The sequence below is a fragment of the Acinetobacter pseudolwoffii genome, from assembly GCF_002803605.1.
Lineage (GTDB): Bacteria > Pseudomonadota > Gammaproteobacteria > Pseudomonadales > Moraxellaceae > Acinetobacter > Acinetobacter pseudolwoffii.
On sequence record NZ_PHRG01000001.1, the window covers coordinates 293,768 to 314,715 of the forward strand.

The 20,948-nt window shown below is 37.4% G+C and carries 16 protein-coding genes; 2 read left to right on the top strand and 14 right to left on the bottom strand.

The window, feature by feature from the left end:
• Positions 1-9 precede the first annotated feature (9 nt).
• Entirely contained in the window at positions 10-426 is a 417-nt protein-coding gene (locus CWI32_RS01360) for a cation efflux protein, CzcI-like (protein WP_227591103.1), read from the bottom strand.
• Between the two features lie 387 nt (positions 427-813).
• On the opposite strand from CWI32_RS01360, the gene CWI32_RS01365 reads away from it, so the two are divergent.
• Together CWI32_RS01365 and CWI32_RS01370 are read left to right on the top strand one after the other, a co-directional pair.
• Positions 814-1,545, top strand: coding sequence for a Fic family protein (locus CWI32_RS01365; RefSeq protein WP_100534457.1), 732 nt, complete (start codon positions 814-816; stop codon positions 1,543-1,545).
• 174 nt (positions 1,546-1,719) lie between these two features.
• Complete coding sequence (locus CWI32_RS01370) at positions 1,720-2,472, top strand: IclR family transcriptional regulator (protein WP_100534458.1); 753 nt, start codon at positions 1,720-1,722, stop codon at positions 2,470-2,472.
• 44 nt (positions 2,473-2,516) lie between these two features.
• On the opposite strand, the gene CWI32_RS01375 is transcribed toward CWI32_RS01370, so the two are convergent.
• The 13 genes from CWI32_RS01375 to CWI32_RS01435 all read right to left on the bottom strand — a co-directional run bounded on the left by CWI32_RS01375 (position 2,517) and on the right by CWI32_RS01435 (position 20,726).
• Positions 2,517-4,013, bottom strand: coding sequence for a CoA-acylating methylmalonate-semialdehyde dehydrogenase (locus CWI32_RS01375; protein WP_005400064.1), 1,497 nt, complete (start codon positions 4,011-4,013; stop codon positions 2,517-2,519).
• A 52-nt stretch (positions 4,014-4,065) separates the two neighbouring features.
• Complete coding sequence (locus CWI32_RS01380) at positions 4,066-5,223, bottom strand: iron-containing alcohol dehydrogenase (protein ID WP_005400065.1); 1,158 nt, start codon at positions 5,221-5,223, stop codon at positions 4,066-4,068.
• A gap of 37 nt (positions 5,224-5,260) precedes the next feature.
• Positions 5,261-6,655: a GntP family permease gene (locus tag CWI32_RS01385; protein WP_005400066.1), complete on the bottom strand. Its 1,395-nt coding sequence runs from the start codon at positions 6,653-6,655 to the stop codon at positions 5,261-5,263.
• A 556-nt stretch (positions 6,656-7,211) separates the two neighbouring features.
• Positions 7,212-7,916 carry a M48 family metallopeptidase gene (locus tag CWI32_RS01390; protein ID WP_100534459.1) on the bottom strand — a complete coding sequence of 235 codons (705 nt, stop codon included), beginning with the start codon at positions 7,914-7,916 and terminating at the stop codon, positions 7,212-7,214.
• Positions 7,913-11,005 carry a type I restriction endonuclease subunit R gene (locus CWI32_RS01395; protein WP_100534460.1) on the bottom strand — a complete coding sequence of 1,031 codons (3,093 nt, stop codon included), beginning with the start codon at positions 11,003-11,005 and terminating at the stop codon, positions 7,913-7,915. Before CWI32_RS01395 ends, CWI32_RS01390 begins: the two co-directional genes overlap by 4 nt.
• Positions 11,006-11,028: 23 nt before the next feature.
• Positions 11,029-12,885, bottom strand: a complete 1,857-nt coding sequence (locus tag CWI32_RS01400) for a DUF262 domain-containing protein (RefSeq protein ID WP_100534461.1) — start codon at positions 12,883-12,885, stop codon at positions 11,029-11,031.
• A 31-nt stretch (positions 12,886-12,916) separates the two neighbouring features.
• On the bottom strand, positions 12,917-14,257 hold the full coding sequence (locus CWI32_RS01405; protein ID WP_100534462.1) for a restriction endonuclease subunit S: 1,341 nt from the start codon (positions 14,255-14,257) through the stop codon (positions 12,917-12,919).
• Positions 14,257-16,710 carry a type I restriction-modification system subunit M gene (locus CWI32_RS01410; RefSeq protein ID WP_100534463.1) on the bottom strand — a complete coding sequence of 818 codons (2,454 nt, stop codon included), beginning with the start codon at positions 16,708-16,710 and terminating at the stop codon, positions 14,257-14,259. The genes CWI32_RS01405 and CWI32_RS01410 overlap by 1 nt, the downstream gene beginning before the upstream one ends.
• A 102-nt stretch (positions 16,711-16,812) precedes the next feature.
• Positions 16,813-17,826: a competence protein CoiA family protein gene (locus tag CWI32_RS01415; RefSeq protein ID WP_100534464.1), complete on the bottom strand. Its 1,014-nt coding sequence runs from the start codon at positions 17,824-17,826 to the stop codon at positions 16,813-16,815.
• 16 nt (positions 17,827-17,842) lie between these two features.
• Positions 17,843-18,850 (bottom strand): HNH endonuclease, encoded by a 1,008-nt coding sequence (locus CWI32_RS01420; RefSeq protein ID WP_100534465.1) that lies wholly within the window; start codon positions 18,848-18,850, stop codon positions 17,843-17,845.
• Positions 18,843-19,427 (bottom strand): class I SAM-dependent methyltransferase, encoded by a 585-nt coding sequence (locus CWI32_RS01425; RefSeq protein WP_100534466.1) that lies wholly within the window; start codon positions 19,425-19,427, stop codon positions 18,843-18,845. Before CWI32_RS01425 ends, CWI32_RS01420 begins: the two co-directional genes overlap by 8 nt.
• A gap of 72 nt (positions 19,428-19,499) precedes the next feature.
• Positions 19,500-19,730 carry a helix-turn-helix transcriptional regulator gene (locus CWI32_RS01430; RefSeq protein ID WP_100534467.1) on the bottom strand — a complete coding sequence of 77 codons (231 nt, stop codon included), beginning with the start codon at positions 19,728-19,730 and terminating at the stop codon, positions 19,500-19,502.
• A gap of 96 nt (positions 19,731-19,826) precedes the next feature.
• Positions 19,827-20,726: a recombination directionality factor gene (locus CWI32_RS01435; protein WP_100534468.1), complete on the bottom strand. Its 900-nt coding sequence runs from the start codon at positions 20,724-20,726 to the stop codon at positions 19,827-19,829.
• Between the last annotated feature and the right edge of the window lie 222 nt (positions 20,727-20,948).

The following is a 20,948-nucleotide window of genomic DNA, read 5'->3' on the forward strand; positions in this document are numbered from 1 at the left end:
TGTTTTAGGCTACCCCACCATGAGCGGGGAAAATTCGGGAGGTGGGCTTTGTTGAAACAGGTCAGGAGCCTGATAGCTGTTTTTCCAATGAAATTGTGGATTCACTTTAACTTCAGAGCTTGGATGAAACACATCTACTTTTTCATTTTGTACAATCAAATGCGTCATCGATGGTAGATGATCTTGATGATCTTCACCGATTTCTAAATCGCTACTGAATGTTTTTATGTTTTCTGACTGTCCATTATGATCGTGTTGACGACTATCGCTGGCACACAAGGTATTTTGGTGATGACCAAAATGATAACTCTGCTGTGATTGAGGCTGTTGTTCATGGACACAAAAGGCCGCCGCCACATTCCAAAAGCTTTGGAACATGAACAATCCAACCAAGACTGTAATCCATGTAGTAGAACGCATCATCATAACAATCGAAAAATTTGTACCAAGTATAAGGCTTAGAGCTACTCCAAGGTCAAGCTTAATAAATTAAATTAAACATTCAATGAACACTGAATAGCCGGCACTTTTGCAAATTTACCTTGTCTCTATAAGCTCACATCAATTTCAAGTAAGAATAACAATAGATAGACACAAGAACTTCAAGGTACGACGAAATCATACAAAGTAATCCCATATGAAAACTTCGGTATGATGGCAGTTTTTTATTAGCTACATATTTTTGAATAGCCACCAAAATTCTAGACACATGTAACCATTTACAATCAATACAAAATGTAATGATATATCACTACATTTCTGATCTTTCTTTTTTCATGTATGATCGACTAAGACAAATTCAGGGATAAGGTTATGTTTGAAACTATTGATGATTTAAAGAAAAAATTAGATCAACATCGCCCTCTCTCTCCGTCAATTGTCAAAAATTTACAAGAAGATCTTATTGTCCGCTGGACCTATCATTCCAATGCAATTGAAGGTAATACCCTCACCCTGCTAGAAACAAAAGTAGTACTCGAAGGTATTACTGTTGGTGGAAAGGCATTAAGAGAACACTTCGAAGCGATCAACCATAGAAATGCAATTTACTATGTTGAAGATATCATTCGGAAAGAGGAGCCTTTTTCTGAATGGCAAATTCGTAATATCCATCAGCTTATCTTAAAGAATATTGATGATGATAATGCTGGACGTTATCGTCAGCAAAATGTCCTGATATCAGGTGCGACGTCTACCCCGCCTGATTACACGTTATTAAATGACAAGATGGCTCAATTCGTAGACTGGTATAATAGTGAAGCACATAAGCTGCATCCAATTGAACGTGCAGCCAAAGTACATGCTGATTTTGCAGGTATCCATCCATTCATTGATGGCAATGGCCGTACATCACGTCTATTGATGAACCTCGAATTGATTAAAGCTGGTTATCCACCTTGTGTCATCACAGTTGAAAATCGTTTGGCTTATTATGAAGCTCTTGATCAGTGGATGGCTTACGGAAAAACTGAAGCTTTTATTCAATTGGTTTCGGATGCTGTATTAGAAGGGTTTAAACCTTATCAGGTGGTTTTAGGAATATAGTTATTCTATAGCTATTTATTTAATGATAATAATATTATAACTCTCATGACTTAATGATGACTATGGACTTAAAATTCTTCTAGTAAAGAAACTTATACTTTATCTCTAATTTTCGTAGAACTAATTATTTTAGGTTTTTCCTGCATATGCACTTGATTATACTAGGTTTTCGATATGAATAAGAAAGGCTCATCAATTACCAGAGTTTTAGATATTATTGAGGCTATCTCAACCGCAAAGCATCCTCCCACACCTTTGGACCTTTCTATTGAGCTAGATATTCCAAAACCAAGTATCCATCGTTTACTTCAAACTTTGGAGCAAGAAAAATTCATTAAATTAGATATTTACGGTGGTTATATTGTAGGTGATAGGACTTACAAGTTGCTAATGAGCGCTTGGGAGCAAGAACCTAAAAAAATAGAAAGACTAGCAATTCTGCAAAAACTATCAGATCAAACTAATGAAACTTGTGGAATTGCCATCCTTAATAATAATCAAATGCTTTATACAGATCGAGTACAAGCAAATTGGCCATTACAAGTGTACTTACCTATTGGATCTACCGTACCATTATGGTGTACATCTAGTGGAAAACTTTTTTTAAGTTTTCAACCGGAAAGTCGAAGAAAAAATATAATAGAACACCTTCCTATTACACAGCTTACTAAAAATACTATTACTGATCCTGTGATGCTTGAAGAAAATTTGAATCATATTTTCTTAAATAAACTTGGAACTGATAATGAAGAGTTTATTTCAGGAATGGTCGCATGCTCTGTTCCCATCCACAAGGGAGATACAATCATTGCATGCTTATATGTCCATGCCCCAACGATACGAAAATCTCTTGATGATTTATTAAGTTTTGAATCGGTACTACGTCAGGCTGCGAACGATTTAAGTAAATTGATTAATATTGATTAAAAAAGCAAGTCATGATGACTTGCTTTTTGTTCAGCATAAAAACATTAGTTCAGCGTTGGCATTGAGAATTGAGCACCCTCACGAACATTAGCGGTTGGCCAACGTTGTGTAATCGTTTTACGACGGGTGTAAAAACGTGCACCATCTGGACCATAAGCATTTAAATCACCAAATAATGAGCGCTTCCAGCCACCAAAACTATGATAAGCCACAGGGACTGGCAATGGGATATTAATTCCTACCATTCCGACCTTAATATTGTCACTGAAGTAACGAGCTGCTTCCCCATCACGTGTATAAATACAAGTACCATTGCCGTATTCATGATCATCAATCAGATTCATAGCTTCTTGCATGGTTTTTACACGTATAACCTGTAGTACAGGACCGAAAATTTCTTCTTTATAACTAGTCATTTCAGGAGTCACTTGATCGATTAGCGTGGCTCCCACATAGAATCCCTTTTCGTAACCAACTGGAGCTGCATCTCGACCATCAACAACAATCGTTGCACCTTGCTCTTCTGCACTGTTGATATAACCCACAACTTTAGCTTTATGCTGGGCTGTAATCACAGGACCGAAATCATTTTCTTTTTCTGAATATGCCCCATATTTTAACGATGCCATAGCTTCAGAGAGCTTAGAAATCATCAAATCAGCAACATCATCACCTACGGCAACAGCGACTGAAAGAGCCATACAACGCTCACCTGATGAACCAAAAGCAGCACCTAATAAAGAGCTTACTACATTATCAATATCAGCATCAGGCATAACAATCGCATGGTTTTTTGCACCGCCAAGTGCTTGGCATCTTTTCCCAGTAGCAGTTGCTGTCTTATAAATATATTCAGCTATCGGTGTCGAGCCAACGAAGCTTATAGCCTGTACTCGAGAATCTAAAAGTAAGGTATCAACAGCCTCTTTATCTCCATTTACAACATTTAGTACGCCATCAGGTAGACCAGCTTCTTTCAGTAATTGTGCAATATACAAAGTTGATGATGGATCACGCTCAGATGGTTTAAGAACAAAAGTATTTCCACAAACAATTGCCATCGGGAACATCCAAAGTGGAACCATGACTGGGAAATTAAATGGAGTAATACCTGCAACGACACCTAAAGGCTGGAACTCACTCCATGAATCGATACTTGGACCTACGTTTTTACTGAATTCACCTTTTAAAAATTCAGGGGCACTGCAAGCATACTCAACATTTTCAATACCACGCTGTAATTCACCGGCAGCATCATGCACAATTTTTCCGTGTTCTTCGCCAATAAGTTTGCAAATTTTTTCAGCATTGTCCTCAAGAAGTTCTTTGAATTTAAACATGACGCGGGCGCGTTTAATGACAGGAGTATTACGCCATTCAGGAAAAGCAGCTTCGGCAGCAGAAATAGCTTCTTCAACGGTTGCTTTACCGGCTAGCCCTACTTCTTTACTTTGTTCACCTGTTGATGGATTGTAAACAGGCTGCGTTCTTGTATGATTGGTATTCAATACGCCGTTAATAAAATGTCCGATCAATTCCATGTGAATCTGTCCTCTTTATATAAAAAATAATTAAAGCTAATTGAAAAATGCATTACCACAATTGCTTATAGAGCGAAATCATTTCAGCAATTGTAGGAGTTATTGGGTTATTAGATGGAGAGCCAGATGCTATTGCCTGCTCAGCCATTGTTTGTACAACTTCATCAAAATATTTTCTATCCACCCCGAACTCAGCCAGAGTTGGAACTTTTAAATCTTTATTAATTTCAGCCAATGCTTGTACTAGCTTTTGATTTGCGACTTCATGGGAATCATCAATATGTGCAACACCCATTGCTTTTGCACAGTCTGCATAACGTTCAGGTGCAGCTTGTATTGAAAACTCAGTAATCATAGGAAGTAACATTGCATTCGATAGGCCATGAGGTACATGGAAAAAAGCACCGATCGGTCGACTCATCCCATGAACCAATGCAACAGAAGCATTTGAAAATGCAATGCCTGCAAATGTGGAACCAAGCATCATCTTTTCACGTGCAGATTCATTACCCGGCTCATGATAAGCAATTTGTAAGTTAGGTCCGATTAGTTTCATCGCTGCAATTGCTTGGGCATCACTATATGGACTTGCTTTTTTACTAACATATGCTTCAATTGCATGTGTTAGTGCATCAATCCCAGTATCTGCCGTAGTTCTAGCAGGTAAAGACATCGTTAACTCATAGTCGATAATTGCTGCAATGGGTAAGAATCCAAGCCCAGCACAAAGCATTTTTTCACTGGTCTTATCATCAGTAATGATTGTAAAACGAGTACATTCAGAACCTGTTCCCGCTGTAGTTGGGATTGCAATAATTGGCAGTCCGATCTCGTTGACCTGTCTGGGAAATTTATAATCTCTTATCTCTCCCCCAAACTTACTTAAAATACTGATAGCCTTAGCACTGTCGATAGGGCTTCCGCCACCTACAGCAATAATGGCATCATATTGGTGCGTTTTGACATGATTCACTCCAGCTTCAATTGAAGCTGAAGTCGGCTCAGGAATCGTTTCATCAAAATAGTCACTCTCGATGTTTTCTGCCTTAAGTAAATTTTGAATCTGATCAATATATCCCAGTGAAACCATCATTTTATCAGTGATGATTAATGGTCTTTTCGCTCCTAAGCTATTCAAAATCTCAGGAAGATGACTTCTAGCATTTTTCCCGACTTGCATAATTCGTGGAAGGTTAATTGAATGAGACATTTTAAATTCACCATAAATTATTGAAGTAATTAACTTTCTAGAATGATCCGAACATAGTTCCGAGGGTAATTACCCCTGCTAAAGCAATGAGTGGAATTACAACAGCGACAATAAACATGTCGTAATAAGATTGTTTATGCGTTAATCCACATAATGTGATAATGGTAATTACTGCACCATTATGGGGAAGCGAATCTAAGGCACCAGACGCCATAGAGGCTACTCTGTGCATAAGTTCTAATGAAATACCATTATCTATTGCTAAATTTTTATAGGTTTCCCCCATAGTATTTAAAGCAATACTTAAGCCGCCTGATGCTGAGCCTGTAATCCCAGCCAGTACATTAATAACAATAGCTTCAGAGATAAGAGGATTGTCTGGTGCAATACCAACTAAGAAATCACGTAGAATAATGAAGCCAGCCAATGATGCTATAACTGAACCATAACCAACTTCTGATGCTGTATTAAAAATAGGTAAGAACGAAGATGAGACCCCTTGTTGTATTGAGTCTTTAATATTTACGATCGCTTTCCAATTTAAAATAATGATAGTTAAACATGCTAAGACCAGAGCACAAATAATTGCCCAAAGCCCTACAACTGAGTTTAATGAAACATTACCGAATTTATCAGTTGCTAAATATGCTGTATCGAGTGAAGGTAAGATTATTTTAGTAAGAACCAAGTTAGTAATTATTACTACTAAAATGGGAGCAAAAGCAATGGTAAGGCTTGGACCCGAAGTGGTCAATGCACCGTCATTGCTATGGATTTCAACATGATTGCCATAACCTTCTTTTAGAGAATCTGCTTTGGCAATACGCTTATTTAACCACCACATTCCTGTAATTATAATAAAGATAGAGGATAAAACTCCTAAGCCAGGTGCAGCGTATAAATCAGTATTAAAAAACGGCATTGGAATTGCATTTTGAATTGCAGGCGTTCCGGGTAATGCTGTCATTGTAAAAGTTAAAGCACCCAACATAATTGCAGCTGGAATTAATCTTTTCGGAATTCCAAGTTTTTTGAATAGTGCTGATGCTATCGGGAAAACTGCAAAACCAACAACAAATAGTGATACACCACCATAAGTTAAAATTGCACATGAGAGCACAATCGAAAGCATAGCTCTTTTATGCCCTAATTTTTCGACGAAAAAATTGGCAATAGTTCGTGCAGAGCCAGAGTCATCCATTAGCTTCCCAAATATTGCACCTAGCAAAAAAAGTGGGAAATATTTAATTATGTACCCGCCTAAGCCGGTCATAAAAATTTGAGAATAAAATCCAAGTAATTCATTACTCAATCCACTCCAAGCAACAGCAAACAGTGCAAGCAGTGGAGCCAGAACAATTACGCTAAATCCTTTATATGCCAGATACATCAGCAGTATTAGGGACAAGACTATTCCAATTAGTCCTACCATTTTTTATACATCCCATTCTTATATTCTTCGTATAATGATACGTTTCGTATCATTATTAATGTATATAATTTAATCTAAACCAAGTCAATATAAAATTTAAATTCTAGACCTTAGTTGTATAAATTAATGATTCTGAGAGTTCTTAAGAAGGATATTTGCATGCTCTACATATTAAAATAATAATAATTTCATAAACTTATAAATTATTAATTAATTCATGACTTAACTAATTTTTTTAATATTCAAGATAGTTTTGGTTAAAAATCATTTGGCTTACTACGATATTTTTAATCAATAAGTAGCTTATAGAAGACTCAACATTTTAGTCAGTTGGTTGCCAAGGCTGTTCTGGAAGGGTTTAAATCTTATCAAATTGTATTAAATATGGGGCTTTGGAAATCGTCTAAATTTTTTTTAGATTGAGATGGTGGCAGTTGAACTAGGTCAATTTCCCCCTGATATTCTTATAATAAATTTGTTACGTTTACCCAACCATTACCCAATTGCAGTACTTGCATATAGAAAAGTACAGACCTTAGTTAATCATGAACTAAAGCTAAAAATCAGTAAGTGGCTGATCCTTTAACAGCGCTTTTCTTTGTTTCCAATCTGGCACATGCAAATCCATTAAAGCTTTAAACTCATCATTATGGGTACGAACTAATAAATGCACGAGCTCATGTACCACAATATATTCCAAACATTCATAAGGCTTTTTTGCTAATTCAAGATTAAATAAAGTCCGAGCCGCATCAGTATTACAACTCCCCCATTTTGTTTTCATTTTACGTATGCCATAAGCATTCATTTTAACTTGTAGTCTTTTTTGCCATTCAACTAACAATTCATCTAAAGCTATCTTTAGCTCGCTACGGTAAAACTCTTCAATGACTTTACGACGATTTTCTACGGTCGAGTTAGGGCTTACATAAAGATCCAACCAGTGACCATGCTTCTTAATGACATGCTTTCCATGACGCTCTATTACATTCAGACGATAATGTTTACCCCATAAGTAGTGACTCTCACCACTCATCATTTCACGCTTAGATTGTCTTCTTTGCTCATTAAAATCTGCCTGTTGCTTTTTGATCCAAGTTAATCGCCCAATGATTGCCATTCGCACTGCTGTTTCAGACATACTTAAAGGTGCAGAAACACGTACATCCCCCAATGGAGGATGTACTGTGATATTTAGATTTTTTACATCTTTACGATGAATTTCTATATCAATAGAACCAATTTTCAGCGTTTCGCTCAATGATATTCCTGATGTAGTTTAGCCAACTCTATGTATGCTATTAGAACATCTCTATCTCTAGTTTCCAAAGCATGACTTAGCTCCCTAAGTAAAATTCTTTCTTTTGCATGATCTCCGACCCAGGCTGCCAACTTATTAGATTGAATGGCTTGATCAAGCTTGATGGTCAGCTCAATATCTTTGCCAAAGTTATCATACAGGGCTTGCTTACCTGCTGTATTAATCTCTTCTGGATAGTTAGTTCTACCCGTTGGTCGAGTGACTTTACTAGCAACATCGCGAATCTTTTCTAAATACTCTTTATATTCAATCGCTTTCTTTCGTCTTAATTCAATAATTTCGTCGAGCAGAACCGACATCTGATCATAGTAGGCCGGATTGACTGGATTTTCCTCTACGATTTTTTTTCTAACGTTGTTTTCAATTGCTTCCGCCATAGATTCTGGATTTCTACGAATACTCTCTGGTACCCCCTTAAACACCTCATCACCTCGAAGAACCAAATCAATTAAGCCGAACTCTTCAAATTTAACAACTTCTTCACTACTTTCAGCTTCAATGTACATGTCAAGCAATTGACGCATTGCCGGCTCATATACTTTCATGTCGACAGCATCACCACTATGAGCTTTGATTTCCTTACTTAGGTTTTCAAAGAACTTCACATCTTTCTCTATAGATTGAATTTCCTGCCCTGTATATCCAGCATCAGTCAGCTCGCTTGCGATATTGGCATAGCTACGTAAAAGCTTATTAATCGATCTATATAAACTTAAACGCAGTGCCTCTTTCTCTTTAATTTCTTCAGAGTTTAAACCAGACTCTCCACAGAAATAATGCTGATAATTTTGACTCAGTCTTGGTGCAGGTACAGGCTCACAAAGTGCCTTGACCATCTCTAAAGCAGTATCTAAATCGAGTCTTGCAGCCTGAATACGATCTTTCAACAACCCATCAACATCTTCTTTGTCATAACCATCTAAAGCTTCCGATGTATAATCTTTAATAGTCTTGTCAATTGAATTAAATAGATCTTTATAATCAACAATATAGCCATATTCCTTATCGTCAGAATCTAGACGATTGACACGACAAATCGCTTGAAACAAGTTATGGTCTGCCATCGTTTTATCAATATAGAGATAAGTTGCAGATGGTGCATCAAAGCCAGTTAATAATTTATCAACCACAATCAGCAGTCGCATTTGACCTGGTTCTTTAATAAATTTTTCTTTTACTTGTTTTTCAAACTCTTCAACCAAACCACCAACTTGATCTACTGGCTTTTCAAAATAATCAGCTAACATCTGACGGTAGATATCATACTTAGCAAGTTTTTCAGTTGAACCTGCACCTGATTCCTCACCTTTGATACTGGCTGCCGTAGGTTGATAGCTTGTGACAATTGCAACTTTGCCTTTTAAATCAGTGTCATTAAATAATTTGTAGGCTGTACATGCTTGATAGACACTTGAACACACAAGCATCGCATTACCTCGACCATCCATTAGGCGTGGTCGAGTATCCATATCCATTAAAATATCAGCAACGATTTGCTCTTGTCTTGAACGACTTGAGAGCACTTTTTGCATAGTGCCCCACTTCTGTTTAAGAAGAGTTTTTCCTAAAGCAGAGAGTTTTCGAGTTTTGGCTTCGAACCATTCATCTACTTTTTTCGGTGATTTTACTCGCTGATCTATATCTCTTGCTTCATAGCGAATATCCAGGACAACACCATCCTCTACTGCTTCATTGAATTTATAGGTATGGATATAAGAACCAAAGACTTCAATAGATTTTTTCTTATCCTTTTTCATCAATGGTGTACCTGTAAAACCAATAAACATGGCTTCAGGTAATATCTGCTTCATTGCTTCGTGGAGTTTGCCAGACTGTGTTCTGTGACACTCATCGACAAAAACAAAAAGATCACCCTTCGCTTTAAAATTATGAGGCAATGCTTTTTTCATTTCTTCAATAAATTCAGCCGATGACTCCCCATCACCTTCTTCATCTTCAACATGCCTGCCAAACTTATGTACTAATGAACAAATAAGTGACGGGTTAATTGTGTTGAGGGTATGAATCAGATCTGCGCCACTACGTGTCCGATAGATCGTTTCTTCAACACCACTAAATACTTTCTCAATTTGCTCATCAAGTTCAGTACGGTCTGTGACAATGAGAACACGGCTATTAATAACGTTTTCTCGAATCCATTTGGCTAACCATACCATGGTGAGACTTTTGCCAGAACCTTGAGTATGCCAGATAATACCGCCTTCTCGTTGAGCAATACGTTGTTTTGCTGCTTCAATACCAAAGAACTGATTATGGCGACAGGTCTTTTTAACACCTGAATCAAATACAATAAAATCATGAATTATCTGTAAAAACCGTTTTTTATTGCACATCAAACTCAGATGTAAATCCAATTTGGGCGCATATGGATTCTCGACTTCCTCTTTCCATTCAAGATAATATTTTTCAGGCGTTTCGATTGTGCCATAACGTAGACCTTGGGAATCACTCCCCGCCATGACCAATTGCATGGTAGTAAAGAAATCACGAATGAATTTCTTATCTTGATTGTCTAGATTTTGTCGAATGCCCTCGGTTAACCCTACTGTAGAGCGTTTAAGCTCAATCACACCTAAAGCAATGCCATTAACGTATAACACGACATCGGGACGTTTTTTATATTCGCCCTGTACAGACACTTCTTCAGCAATAGCAAAATCATTTTCTTCTGGGTTTTGCCAATCAATCAGCCATACCGTCTGTTTCTGCTCACCTTGCCCTTCTTTGTCTTTAACACCGTAGCGCAATAATTCATAAACATCTTTATTAGCATAGTAGAGCTTTCTACCTTCACCCAATGCTGAGGCTATATCTAATTGGCGAAATGCTTTTTGAATAAGCACATCACTGATACCACGTTTTTTCAGCCATGCTTTTAAATCTTGCTCACGAATATTTTTATTATTTAGGTCATGTAAGTTTCCTAAATAACGATAACCCAAATCATTTTTAAATAATTGAACGACACGGTCTTGTGTGACTCGCTCACGCTGTCCGACTTCACTCATTCCTTTACCCTAATCTTTAATACTTATGCGTTTGCGGTATCTTTCTGTTCAATTGGAAATTGATATTGATCAAGGCGCTGACCATTAAAACGCCATACATCAAGTGCCAGATCCAGCATAATTTTTTGACGGTCAATAATGGCTTGTTTTGACCAATTTTCAAAAATGTAGTTTTTATCGTCTTTGAAACGGGTAATAGCTGTCTGTTTACCAATGTTATATTTGTGATCGAGTAAGTTCACGGTCAATAGGTTAGATTTTGCATATTCTTGCTGCTTCTGCTCAAACCAATTGGTTGTGAGGTCATTCATTTTATTGATTGCCTGATTGATTACGCTTTCCAATAAAGTAACGTTGCCCAACTTATAGATGGTGTTGTTATATTCCGCTTTATCCAAAAATTCTTCTGGCAACACCTCATCTTTTGGTGTTTGTGGGAAAATGTGCTCAATTTCTAATTGACCAATTTGTTTAAAATTAAACTCCGTTAGACCAGCTTGTGTACGTGCCTGATTTTCTAATTGACCTAAGATAAAACGCTGACGATATTGTGGGTTATAACCATCGTGACGGATATTTAAGAATTTGAATTTTAAGTTATCTAAGCGTTCTAACACATACGGCACAATTGTTTTTTCGACAGCCTGTTGAATCTCTTCTATTGTCGTTTTTCCACGGAACGAGACCACCCAATTGGCAAATGAGTGCTCATTACTTTTACCTAAGATGCCCACTGTATTGGTGACAAAGTAGAAACTTTCAATTTGCTGAGCTAAATAATCAATAGCTGCTTTATCCGCATTTTTTGACAAAGCCAAGAGCATGACCAAATGTTGTCGAGCTTTATATTTATTAATAAAACCAATATGTGTCACATGTGGATAGTTACTACCATCGCTCAAGCGTTTAGTTGCATTGACTAAATCTGCATAGCGTTGTGCCATAAATTCTATTTCTTTAACCAACTCAATCGGATGAGTTTCGTACTTCAGGATCGCTTTACCTGATTTTGTGATAATCCAGTTGTAGATATCATCTTCACGTAAAATACCGTTGTGGTAACGTGCCATCATAAAGTAACGTAGGAAACGTAGTGGATTTTCATCTTCTCCACAACGTAATAACGCTTCATTAATTTTTTTCCATGTTTCCTTAATGGTACTAAACTGACTTTCATTGGCTTGTCTAAACAATAAGTTTTTGACCAAGTCCATCGCATTTAAGCTTGCACCACGCTGGTTAATGGTTTCAAAGATTTTGAGTGCGCTACCGATATCTTCAGATTCGATAAGCACTAACTCAATTTTATTATAAAAATACTTTGCAAACTTAGTTAGGTTACTTACCCCTTTTTGCAAAAAATTTTGCAGATAACTATAAATTTGATTATACGCTGCACGCATCTTTTGAATTGATGCAGTGTCTTCACCTGTATATATTTCTTTTTTAATTAATTTATCGAGAAAATCTTTACTTTCCTCATACTGTAATTCTAATCTAACTAGAAGTTGTTCGGTGTCTGAATCAAAACTATACAATAGCTTCTTGACGGTACTTAAATGCTCCTTTTGTATATCATTTAAGGTTGATTCTTGAGTTGAGAGTAAATCTCGAATTGCGCACAAGGTTAATGTAATGGTGGTCAGACGTTGCTGACCGTCAATCACATCGTACTTATTTTTGTTTTTAACAATGATAATTGAACCAATAAAATAGCTTTCTTGTTGATCTGCATTTTCATCGTATTCATTATCAATATCTGTTAAAAACTGCTCGACCTGATCATCTGCTTTCCATACGTATTCACGTTGATAGTCAGGTACGAGAAAGAAATAGTCCTTTAATTTTTCAATCGATTTTACTTGTGCTTCAATTTTCATATTTACCCCCAAATATTTTTTAACCGTAACCTTAAACCAAGCGAGTTTTACCTGTTAAAAGCTCTTGCATCATGCCTTGTTTAAGTAAACTCACCTTATTCAACTTTATTTTTAATTTCTCTAACTCTTTATCAATATCTATAAAAATCCTACTGATTTTTAATTGCTCATTGATTGCTGGTAATGCAATTTTCAAATTTGCATATTGATTACCATTTATTCCAGGCTGTCCACTTCTCATAGAGTTAGTTGCAATCCAATCCCAATATTCTTTAGTTTGAAAATATAATGATAAGTACTTAGAGCATAATAAATTTGAAGCAGGAGAAATCTTGATTAAGAATCCTGCATAAATTAATTCGCCATCATCTTCATCATACAAGTAAGACTTTCCAACACTGGCACCTGTACGGGCTAAAACAATATCGCCTCTTTCTAAAATATAATTTTCAGATAAAGGACTATTTACACCCACCTTCTCTGTTGGGCTAAATTTCCCGTCCTCATTAATATCTGTAATACGAATATATGTTGGTAAATTACCCAATAGTGCAGTTGCCGCTGCATTTATTCCATATTTGGGCTGAGATTTTAATAAACTTCTTAAAGGATAAATCTCCCAATCCTCAGGAATCTGACCTAACTCACTATCTTTATAACCCTTAGGCGTACCATCTTCACGCAACGCAAATTCTGGCAAACGAGTTTTACCTGTTAAAAGCTGTTGCATGGTGGCTGTTTTAATCGCTTGCTTTTTCTCAATGAGTTTTTCAAGTTCAGAAATTAAAGCGTCGGTATCGGATAAAGCTGTGGCAATTTTTTGTTGTTCTTCTCTTGAAGAAGGTAATGGCACACTAATGCCTTTTAAATTACCTAAAGTAATTTCTACAAATGTACTTCCTTTAGCTTCTTTTACAGCTTGCTTTAACGCCTGAGGGCTACGTAAAGTCCATAATAAATAACGATTGTCTATATTATTTTTTGGGGCAATCCTAGCTGTACCCTGTGTGAGATTCGCACCAGAGACCACAGTGCCAACCATTTTTACTTCACCTAATTTCCCTCGTAAAGCATAGACAATATCTCCCTCTTCAACTTTGGACCTTCCAAATGATGAAGCTATTTCTGGAGAAGTTCTTAGCATTTCATCTACATTAAGTTCCGATGAATTCATATCAGATACACGGATATATGGAATACCATTTGGAATATGTGGTCCACATTGAACTATGCCGTATGTGATAGAACTGCGACATAAATTTTGAAGACTTTCTACAGTCCAATCATTAGGAATTATCCCTACTTCAGTCTTTTTATAACCTTCAGGAATTTCATGATTTTCTGTAAAGGTCAAATTGCTTTGAGTCATCATTACCACTCCAAACCCATTGCTTTTAAATGCTCAGCCACTTTTAAACTTAAAGCTTCAACATTTTGGGTAATTTGCGGTAAAGGCTCTGCATAACGCTCATTCAACTCTTTTACACGATTTGCCAGTTGCTGCGTCACACGCTCAATCTCAGCTTCAATACTGCTATTTAAAGTGGCAAACCACTTATCTTGTACCACCAAATCTTTTACTTCATCATCAGTTAAAGTCGGGTACTTGGTAAATACTTTAAGGTCTAATGCTTCTTGCAACTCTTTGACTTTTTTCTTTAAAGCTACTTCTGCTTCAAACAACTTTTGAGCATTTTTCAATATTTGCTTTTCTTCAATATCAACCGCAAGTTTCGAGCGAGCTTTAACGGTTGCCAAAGTCACTTTGTCTTTATCATTCAAAGCTTCAAGCAATAAACCTTCATCGGCTGTATGCTCTTCAATAAAGCTTTCCAACTCTTGCGTTGCAATATCTAGCTCTGCTTGTTTTGCATCTAGGGTTGCTTGTTCAGTTGCAAAATACTTTGCCACAATCAAATGCGGTGGAATCACTTCAGCTTTATACTTAATTTTCCCAATCACTAAATCAGGCACTTCTTTTAACTTGCTATCCTTTTCAGCAGTTAAATTACGAATAAGCTTTGCACCTGCCCAATCATCTTGGGTAATGACAGAAACATCGTCCTGTAGTACTTCATCCCAATATTCCATAAAGATTTGGTAGATGTCATATTTAGACAATAGCTTCACATCTGCATAACTTTGCAACAAATCTTCACTGACACGTAGCATGATGTCTTTTGGCTTTTGATCTTTTTCAATCGCCTTAAATGCACTACGTTCAAACCACGCTGTAAATGGCTTTAAACTTTCAACTGCAAAGGTTTTAAATTCAGCATGCTCTAGAATGGTTTTCTTTACTTCATTAGCAACGACTAAACAGCGACCATAACCTTCACGATCTTTTTCAAACAAGCTAGCACGCACATTCGGCAAAACGTTCCAATAGTGTTGTAGTGCATCAATATCTCGCTTTGGAATACCACCTTTAAGATGCGCACTTAAATCATGTAAATCTTCTGCTTCACTCGAATCAATATAGCGAGGAATATTTAAGTTATATTCATTGGCAACAATGGCATGAATATCAACTTTACGGCTGTAGCCTTCAATAATAAGTTCTTTATTGAACACATCTACAATTTTGTGAATATCTTGATGGCGCAAGCGGTTCTTGTTGCCGTCTTTGATAAAGCCTTTACTTGCATCAATCATGAAGATGCTTTGACCTTCAGTCACTTCACCTTCTTCATTAAACTGAATAGGTTTAGCAGCAGCTTTATCAATCACAATAATTGAAGCAGGAATACCTGTGCCATAGAACAAGTTAGCAGGTAAACCAATAATGCCTTTGATATAGCCTTGCTTAATCAGGTTTTCACGAATACGTGCTTCGGCATTACCACGGAATAAAACACCATGTGGCAAAATAACAGCGGCTTTACCTGTGCTTTTTAAGCTTTTTAGAATGTGTAATAAAAAGGCAAAGTCACCATTTTTTTCTGGTGGAACACCCCATATAAAGCGATCAAATTCGTCACTGTTTGGTGTTAAACCATTAGTCCAGTTCTTACTAGAAAATGGAGGGTTGGCAACAGCAAAATCAAAGTTCATCAGCTGACCAGCTTCATCTTTATATTCAGGTGAAGATAAAGTATTGCCTTGGGTAATTTTGGCACCTTCACCCACATCACCATGTAGAATCATGTTCATACGGGCTAATGCAGATGTTGCATTATCCATCTCTTGACCGTAGATGGTTAAGCCTCTTTCAGCTTCATCAGATGCTTTTAATAATAATGAGCCTGAACCACAGGTTGGATCGTAAACCGTGGCATTTTTAGGTGTGTCTTTTTTAATCCCCACGATTTTTGCAACTACGCGAGAAACTTCGGCTGGTGTATAGAATTGTCCTTTTGATTTACCCGACTCCGTGGCAAAGTGGCGCATCAAATACTCATACGCATCACCAAGTAAGTCATCCCCGTCTGCACGGTTATCAGCTAAGTTTAAGCCTTCGAAAAGACCGATTAACTTGGTCAATCGGTCAATCATATCTTTGCCTTTGCCTAGCTTGTCTTCATCATTGAAGTCAGCAACGTCGATTACACCACGCAGGTTATTGGCTTCGGCAATTTTTCGAATAATGATATTGAGCTTATCACCAATTTCTTTATTCCCTTTAAGCGCACTAATTTTATCGAATGTTGCATCTTCGGGGATCTCAATAATGGCAAAGTCATCATTGCTAAAACGATCTGAAATATACTTTAAGAACAGCATGGTAAGCACATAGTCTTTATATTGACTCGCATCCATACCACCACGTAATTCATCACAACTTGCCCAAAGAGAAGAATATAGTTCTGTTTTTTTAATCGCCATGACTGACCAAATAAATTCGTTTAAATATTGAGTTGAATCATAGCGAAATAAATTGAAAACATTCGATCAATTTATGAGCTTTCAGAATGAAGTTAAATTATTTCAGGCTAAGCGATACCAATCACATTCCGCTGCCTGATTTGAATTACATGCGATTTTTTTAGCTTTACAGTAAATGGGCAATCCCTCGGTATAATTATAATTATCTCCGCTATATTTGCATAAAAAGCAGCTCTTCACGGGTACTTTCTTTTCAACCGCAAGTTTTAACTGAGAAATGAACATATCCCCATGGGCATATCCCATCAGTACATTTGAATTTTCAAATTGCAGATCAGTTTCAATAATATTGCTATATTCGATTTTACTTTGGTACTTGGCTAATTTAGCTTTAATATCTGACAGATATTCCAAGCCTAACCAAGCTTTGCCAGAATCCCAAACAATAAATAAGAAATACCTTTTGTGCATACATTTACAGTCAGAATCAACTATAGGTGCACTTTCCTGATTGAATCCAATAAAGAGAGCATCATTTTGTTGTAAATCGGCCTTATAGATTTTTTCAACATCCTCTTCGCAATCTAATGGTAGTTCAATAATCCGTTTACCTGAGCTTTCCTTTTTTTCACTCAGAAAATGAGTCACAGCAATTTCAATATAAATGCTGTCCTCACTATTGGTTTGACGAGTCAACAAAAGATCAGGAATAAACTGATCATGCTTCTTTTCGACTTGTATTTGTGAAAAATAACTCGTTAGATCAAATCGTTTCTCCGTATAACCTAGATCACAGTGCTTTCGAATTGTTCTTTTAAATTTTTGGCACTTCTTGGGCACATGGAAGGTAATGTAAAACGGTTCATTTTCAACTAAACATTTTTGATAAGTTTCAAAAAAAGCACGTTTACCCAATCGGTGTAAGTAAGTTTCACCATTACACTCTAGTACATTTTTATGGGCAAAATGGGGCTTCTTGATTTTTCCATTTACCTTAGCAATTAATAGATTGTCACAACCAAGACAAGTATATTCAGCCTTTACTTCTTGTCCGACTAGATCAACCGCCTTAACGATTTCGCCATTCTCATTTTTTGCATATTGATAACGTGCCATTTCTCCCCCTATAAATTCAACCCATCCACAATAAATAATTATTTTCTTTCCCTTGACTATAAGCCCACTCCGCCACCTTATGCGACCGCTCTTTATCTGTCAGAAATCCCAATACAGAAATTCTATCCACAATAATCAAATCTTGATCTTCATTTCGCTCGTACCACTTATGCAAAAACTCATCACATGCAAGTAGATTACTTTTCTTAGAATTACAACTGGAATCCGCCAACACAAAGTTATGCCCTGTATCTGATGGATACATCGACCAAGGGATAAAATGATCGACTGTATACTTACCTTTTCGCATCGGCTTATTACAGTAAAAGCATTTACAGTCTTGTAGCTCAACCAGTACATTCGCCACAGCATTCAATTGATTTCGATTCGGCTCAAACATGAATTGCTCAAGGTTGGGTAACTGATTCAAAACAGGCGCATTGGTACTGTTCTTACGGATATAGTCAATCCAGCGTTTCTGGCAAAGTTCTTCAACAATCTCACTGAACTGCCGTAAGCAAAACATGACTTGAGGCAGAAGGATCAATTGCTTTCCACATTGATCAAGCTGATATAAAAACTCAAAATTTTGACCATTCATGTTTTGCAGGTAACGGACTGGCATCTCTTTTACAGTGCGAGCCACATCTTTAACTAACTTCGACCAAACAGCTGAATCTCGTCTTAATAATCCAAGAGATGAATAAATCTGCCTTAGCTCAATGATTCGATTTACAATCGCTGCTTGCTTACCGTTGTTCTGATTTAAAATAAGCTGCCCTTCGTCATTGAAAGTATATGGCACAGCCTGTTTCCAATACAGTTCGATAAACTTCTCAGCAATGTCACTGTACTCAAGCACCAATTGCTCGCCACTATCCTCACCCTTTTCAATGGCTAATCGACTCAGGCTAATGAGCAATGCGAACTTATAGGTACTGCTAAAACTACCTGACTGCAAAATCAGTTGGATATTTTTAAGGAATTTAAGTTGCTCTTGAGCTGTCGGACTGCAATTAATCATTTTTCTTCCAAAGCAAGTTTAACCACTCTTCCTCTCGATCAGGTCTCTTATCAACCGTAATCCATTGTTGAACCAAGCTGACCTGATCAAATTGAGCTAATAGTTCCTGTGCTTGCTGTTCATTCAAATCGGTAAATTCTCGACTATCTTTCTCTCGGTCTGAATCCCCATATTTAAATGACATATAGATTACGCCACCAGGCTTTAATGCTCGAAGCAATCTTTGCAGTACTTCAGCTAATCGATGACGCTGACAGTGCAATAATGAGGCACATGCCCAAATCCCATCATAAACAGCCACTTCACTCAGCTCATAAAAGCTTTGATACTTGACTTGAATGCCCGTCAGCTCCGTTGCCTTTTTGATAAGTTCTTCTGAGTAGTCGATTGCATCAATGTGATAGCCTTTATTTTTAAAAGCCAGAGTATCTCGTCCTGAACCACAGCCAACGTCAAGAATCCGAGCACCCTCGGGCAACTCAGCTAAAAATGGCGGATATAGGCTTTCCATATCAATTTCAACCGTTGAAGCTGTAAATTCTTCTGCATGCTTATTATAGTAGTCTATTGTTTTCATTACGGACACTTAGGCTAAAAGACATTTTTAGTGTACAAGAAAACAAAAAAATAAGGGAGCTAAGAGCATCCCTTATTCTCGACTCGCCAACTTACTTTCAATCCATTGATGGATCTCATAAGCTGACCAGCCGATACGATTTTGAGTAATTTTAACTTTCCTTGGGAATGTGGCATCGTAATAAGGTGAATTTTCATCCATCATTTCATAGATAGTTGAACGTCCTACTCCTGTAAACAATACAACTTGTTTGATATTGATAAGCTGATTCATTTGAAATGTTTGACCAATAAATGTATTCATGACTGATTCTCCTTAGATTGTTTAAGCGAGCTGTCTACCGCTCAAACAATCAGGACGTTCTGTAAAAAACTAATTTGAATACTTCACAACCTTGGCCTAATTCACAGCTCTTACACTTTGCTGCAATCCCTGCTGAATATCCTGTACAAACCCTTCAGGCGAAACTTGTTGCTCCACTGCCCGGTTCTGTTCTTGTTCAGGATAGTATTCCTCCAGCACATCCAACCCTTCCTCTATATCTGTTTCAAATCGCGCATTGGCAAAACCCTTCCTTGCCGTAAAGTCCAAAGCCTCCTGATAAAACCCAGCTTGTTTACTCTGCTCATCAATTTGCCTGGCTTGAGCAATCGCATCATTCAAGTTAATCCCTTCCCTTAAAGTTAGATCCACGTAATACACCGGCTGACGATAGCTTTGTGTGGTGCTTTTTCCTCTTAAAGTCAGTTGCAAAGGCAGGCAAGAGAGTAAGCCTCCTGAAGCTGCGTGGTAATAACTCAGCCGTGCAGCCAAAGTCCGAATACTGTTAAAGCCCGTGGTTCTAAAGATGAAGGTGCCAAACTCATCCGAGTCATCCAGGTTCACATGTAAACGTCCATAAGGTTTGCAGTTCCCTCCTTGAGCCAGAGGACATAGATCAGGTGATGGACAGGGATGTTGCTCGACCCCTTGATTAGTTAAACGCTGGCAAGTTTCTCCATTGCCGACACAGACTGGCCGTCCTGTCTGTCGGTCAAATAAGGTGTATTCAGCGCGTAAGTTCAAATCAGGATCATTAAAGATCATTCTGACGGGGACTGAGCGTAGCTTTTGATTCGGCGTACTGGCTCGAAGCTGTTCATCTAATGGATGTTTGACCCATCCCTCTTTGCTTTGGATCTGGGAAGTAATGGTGAACTGATCATCTTTTTCCGGTAGGCGTTTGCCATTCTTTTCTACTACCCGACCAATACTGATACGCCCTAGAGCTGGTGGTGTAATCGCTAAACCTTTAATCATGGAAAATATCCTTAAATTTATTTTCTTACAGATTTGCCGCTGCTATGTAAGAGACGTGTTTCAAAGACACTCAATAAATCCAATCAACAGAAATAGATTATTGCTAGCAGACCAGCCGTAGATATGTAAGAAGCATGTTTCGAAATAATTGAATCAACTAAAAATGAATGAATAACGTTGCTAGCAACAAAAGCCGCGACCGTTTGCCCTCTATTCCTAGCG

Bases quoted from the DNA above. Each gene is read 5' to 3' on its own strand.
- CWI32_RS01405 (WP_100534462.1), bottom strand. From the start codon at position 14,257: ATGATGACTCAAAGCAATTTGACCTTTACAGAAAATCATGAAATTCCT.
- CWI32_RS01435 (WP_100534468.1), bottom strand. From the start codon at position 20,726: ATGATTAAAGGTTTAGCGATTACACCACCAGCTCTAGGGCGTATCAGT.
- CWI32_RS01420 (WP_100534465.1), bottom strand. From the start codon at position 18,850: ATGATTAATTGCAGTCCGACAGCTCAAGAGCAACTTAAATTCCTTAAA.
- CWI32_RS01425 (WP_100534466.1), bottom strand. From the start codon at position 19,427: ATGAAAACAATAGACTACTATAATAAGCATGCAGAAGAATTTACAGCT.
- CWI32_RS01360 (WP_227591103.1), bottom strand. From the start codon at position 426: ATGATGATGCGTTCTACTACATGGATTACAGTCTTGGTTGGATTGTTC.
- CWI32_RS01365 (WP_100534457.1), top strand. From the start codon at position 814: ATGTTTGAAACTATTGATGATTTAAAGAAAAAATTAGATCAACATCGC.
- CWI32_RS01385 (WP_005400066.1), bottom strand. From the start codon at position 6,655: ATGGTAGGACTAATTGGAATAGTCTTGTCCCTAATACTGCTGATGTAT.
- CWI32_RS01380 (WP_005400065.1), bottom strand. From the start codon at position 5,223: ATGTCTCATTCAATTAACCTTCCACGAATTATGCAAGTCGGGAAAAAT.
- CWI32_RS01375 (WP_005400064.1), bottom strand. From the start codon at position 4,013: ATGGAATTGATCGGACATTTTATTAACGGCGTATTGAATACCAATCAT.
- CWI32_RS01410 (WP_100534463.1), bottom strand. From the start codon at position 16,710: ATGGCGATTAAAAAAACAGAACTATATTCTTCTCTTTGGGCAAGTTGT.
- CWI32_RS01400 (WP_100534461.1), bottom strand. From the start codon at position 12,885: ATGAAAATTGAAGCACAAGTAAAATCGATTGAAAAATTAAAGGACTAT.
- CWI32_RS01430 (WP_100534467.1), bottom strand. From the start codon at position 19,730: ATGAATACATTTATTGGTCAAACATTTCAAATGAATCAGCTTATCAAT.
- CWI32_RS01370 (WP_100534458.1), top strand. From the start codon at position 1,720: ATGAATAAGAAAGGCTCATCAATTACCAGAGTTTTAGATATTATTGAG.
- CWI32_RS01415 (WP_100534464.1), bottom strand. From the start codon at position 17,826: ATGGCACGTTATCAATATGCAAAAAATGAGAATGGCGAAATCGTTAAG.
- CWI32_RS01395 (WP_100534460.1), bottom strand. From the start codon at position 11,005: ATGAGTGAAGTCGGACAGCGTGAGCGAGTCACACAAGACCGTGTCGTT.